General features: G+C 70.2%; 4 protein-coding genes. All 4 read right to left on the bottom strand.

Annotated features, from left to right (window positions below; translation table 11 throughout):
* The coding region (locus CSC66_RS17105; RefSeq protein WP_162378619.1) for an MCP four helix bundle domain-containing protein at window positions 1-1,597 on the bottom strand (1,597 nt) is incomplete at its 3' end.
* Window positions 1,598-1,664: 67 nt separating this feature from the next.
* Window positions 1,665-2,042, bottom strand: a complete 378-nt coding sequence (locus CSC66_RS17100) for a hypothetical protein (RefSeq protein ID WP_162378618.1) — start codon at window positions 2,040-2,042, stop codon at window positions 1,665-1,667.
* Between the two features lie 89 nt (window positions 2,043-2,131).
* Window positions 2,132-2,611: a chemotaxis protein CheW gene (locus CSC66_RS17095; protein ID WP_162378617.1), complete on the bottom strand. Its 480-nt coding sequence runs from the start codon at window positions 2,609-2,611 to the stop codon at window positions 2,132-2,134.
* An 88-nt stretch (window positions 2,612-2,699) separates the two neighbouring features.
* A complete protein-coding gene (locus CSC66_RS17090; RefSeq protein WP_162378616.1) occupies window positions 2,700-3,467 on the bottom strand; it encodes a flagellar brake protein in 768 nt (255 codons plus the stop codon).
* Window positions 3,468-3,726 lie beyond the last annotated feature (259 nt).

Raw genomic sequence — 3,726 nt, 5'->3', positions numbered from 1 at the left:
CCTCCATCGAGGCGGCGGTTTCCTCCAGGTTGGCGGCCTGCTGCTCGGTGCGGCGGGACAGGGCGTTGTTGCCGGAGGCGATCTCGGTGGAGGCGGTGGAGATGGCCGAGGAGGCGCCCTGGATGCGCGAGACGATGGAGGTGAGCTGGGCCACGGTGGCGTTGGCGTCGTCGCGCATGCGGGCGAACACGCCGTGGAAGTCGCCGTCCATCCGCGTGGTCAGGTCGCCCTGCGACAGCGCGGTCAGCAGGCGCGAGACCTCGGACAGGCTGACCGCATTGGCGTCCAGCAGCGTGTTCAACTGTTCGGCCAGCTGCAGCAGGAAGCCGTGCTTGCCTTCGGTGCCCACGCGGCCGGACAGGTCGCCGGCGGCGGCGGCCTCGACGATGCGGGCCACCTCCTGCTCCACGTGCATCTCGCTGGTGCGGTCGCGCCACTCGCAGACCGTGCCCACGTTCTCGCCGTCGGCGTCGCGGATCACCGAGATGCTCTGGGCGAACACCACTTCTCCGTAGCGCACCTCGCGCTGGCCGCGGCCTTCCTTCTCGAGCTGCTGGAGGAACGCCGGGTCGACCTTCCCACCGTGCTCGAGCACGGAGATCGGCTGGCCTACCAGCGGGCGCTCCGGATCGATGCCCGGCAGGGCCTCGGCGATCTGCGCCGCATAGCCGTCGAGCATGTGCCGCAGTGCCGGGTTGGTATAGACCACGTCGAGGTCGCGGTCGGTGATGATCAGGCCGGTGGTGGAGCTCTCCAGCGCGGTGCGGATGCGCAGGTTCTCGCTGGCCACCTTCTGGTCGCGTTCGGTGCGCTCGCGCAGGTCGTGCTGCATGCGCTGCATGGCGCGCAGCAGGTCGCCGATCTCGTCCTGGCGGGAGGTGTCGATCCGGCTGTCCAGCTTGCCGCCGGCCACGTCGTTGGCCACCGCCACCGCTTCGCGCATCGAGCCGGTCAGGCCGCGGGCCAGCAGCCAGGCGATCGCCAGGCCGCCGCCGATGCCCGCCAGCAGCATGACCACGATCAGCGAGCCGGAGGCGGTGTAGGCCGAGTCGGCCCTCGCCCCGGCCGCATTGGCCTGTTCGTCGGCGCGCTTGATCATCTCGCCGACGAGGGCGTAGGCGCCATCATGCAGCTGCGCGGTCTCGCCCAGGAAGGTGTCCACGGCGTCGTCCGGGAGCTCCAGGTCGACCATTTCGTTGACCGAGTCGTAGGACGCCTTGGCCGTCGTCCAGGCCGCGGCGAACTGCTCCTGCAGCTTGCGTTCCTCCGGCGTGGTCGCCAGCTTGGCGAAATCGGCCGAGGTCGCTTCGATCCTGGCGGCCAGGTCGGCGCTCTGCTTGCGCGCATCCTGCTTGACCGCCTCGCTGGCCCGGGTCAGGCCGCGGTAGGACGAGATCCGGTACTCGCCCAACAGCGAGCGCAATTCGGCGGCGGTGGACACCGTGTCCATGGTCTTGCCGGCCAGGTGCGTGGTCGCGCGGTTGAGCGAGGACAGGCCCAGGTAGGCGCCGACGCCCTGGACCAACATCAGTGCGAGCACTACGCCGAATGCCAGCATCAGCTTCGGCGTGAGCTTGAGGTTCTTGAGCCAGTGCATGCGTTTCCCCTGGTCTTCGCGGATGCAGAACGGCCCGGACGCGCTCGCGCCCGGGCCGTGGTGTTGCTTACTTGATGGTCGCCAGCTTGATGCTGGACGGCGAGCTGATGGCGATCTCGGCGCGGCTGGCGTCGCGCTTGATGGTGCCGATCACGCAGACGTCGCGGCCCTCGAGCTCCTCGGGGGTGGGCTTGAACTTGTCGCGCTGGTCGCCGGGGATGCGGGCCGAGAACGTGTGGCGCGGGAAGGCGCCGCCCATGTACAGGAAGGTCGGCTCGCCCTCGGAGTTCTGGGCGTAGCGGGTCTTCTCGACCTTGCCGCAGACCATGCCCTCCTTGCCGACGAAGCGGACGGCGTCTTCGGCGGGAATGGCGTCGGCGGCGGTGGCGGCCAGCGGCGCGAGGAACAGCACGGCGGCGAGGGACAGCACGGGGGTGGACTTCATGGAATGGCTCCAGTGGACGGTGGGATCGGGCCAGGAACGAACCCTGTTGAGGTGGCTATCGGCCTCCGGCCGCAGGACTTTAGGCGCGCTCAGGCGGCGTCTTCGAACGCCGCCTCGGGGCCCAGGTCGGCGCTGTCGAGCAGGGTGGGGATGTCGAGCAGGATCAGCATCCGGTCTTCCAGGGTGCCGATGCCGCTGATGAAGCGGGTGTCGACCGCGGCGCCGAACTCGGGCTTGGGCCGGACCTGCTCCTGCGCGAGCGGGACCACGTCGGAGACGCCGTCGACCACGATCCCGACCACCCGGTCGAGCACGTTGAGGACGATCATCACCGTCAGGCTGTCGTAGCGCGCCTCGCGCAGGCGCAGCTTCAGGCGCAGGTCGATCACCGGCACGATCGTGCCGCGGAGGTTGATCACGCCCTTGATGTACTCGGGCGCGTCGGGGACGCGGGTGACCGCGTCGTAGCCGCGGATCTCCTGGACCTTGAGGATGTCGACGCCGTAATGCTCGTCGCCCAGGGTGAAGGTCAGGAATTCGCCGGCGGCGGTGTCGGGGGTGGTGCTCATGGATACGCTCCTGCAGGGCGTGCCGCGCGGGCGCGCGGACCGGGTCCTAGGAGGGATCGGCCGCGACGGCGGCAACTTTAGGGCCGGCTCACACCGCCCGGCGCTCGCGGGCGTTGCGCTGGCGCTCGACCCGGAAGATGTACTGCAGGATCTGCTTCTCGGCATGCGGCGACAGCGCCAGGAAGCGGCAGCCGGCGCGCAGCGTGCCGCCGGCCAGCGGTTCGTGCTGCGACAGGTGGCAGACCTCCAGGTCGACCGCCAGCGGCCCGGTGTCCGGCAAGCGCAGTTGGCAGCCTTCCAGGCGGCGGCGCGAGGCGAAGCGGGACCGGTCGTCATCGCGCACCGACAGCGCCAGGCCGCCGCCGCTCAGGTCCAGCACCCGTACCTGCAGCGGCGCGTCCAGCTCGCCGGTGGCAGGCAACTCCACCGTCACCACCGGGCCGGGTACGAGTTGCAGGCGGTAGAGCTCGCGCCGCTGCAGCTTGAGCAGCGACTCCGGCGCGGCCGCCGCGAATGCCACGCGCCCGTCGTTGTCGACCCGGACCAGGCCTTGCAGGCGGAACTGGATGCGTACCCGGTCCAGCTGCGAAACGCAGGCCAGGTAGTGCGCCGAGGCGATCCGCTGGTTGACCGTTTCCTGGTGGTTGCCGTCGATCAGCACGTTGCCGTCGCGGTCCACGTCCAGCAGGGCCGTGGGGCAGGGCAGGCCGCCGGGCACGATGCTGGCGCTGATCAGCGCGCCGGCGTCGGCCAGCGATTGCAGGACGCGCGCGATCTCCCGCGGGTCGTGCAGCATGTAGCGCTCTGCATCCTCCAGGTCCTGGGGCGTGGCAAGGGAGTCGTGCGCTTCCGGCATTGGCAAGGCAGGGAGATGGCTTCCGTTACCGTGCTATCGGCCGGGCCCGCCAATAGTTGAAAGCCTCGTGGCCGCATGAATCGCCCCGGCCGAAGCCGGGGCGGGAAGTGCCGCGATGCACCGGGTGCTAGAACTCGGACCACTCGTTGTCGGCCAGGGCGGTGTTGCCGGCGATCCGCGAGGCGGGGACCGTGCGTGCCGCCTTGCGCACCGGCACGAACGCCGGCCTGGAGGTCGTGGTGGAGGGGGTGGGCGTGGC

This window comes from Pseudoxanthomonas kaohsiungensis (genome assembly GCF_010211765.1).
GTDB lineage: Bacteria > Pseudomonadota > Gammaproteobacteria > Xanthomonadales > Xanthomonadaceae > Pseudoxanthomonas > Pseudoxanthomonas kaohsiungensis.
This window is presented reverse-complemented; position numbering and strand designations above follow the sequence as displayed.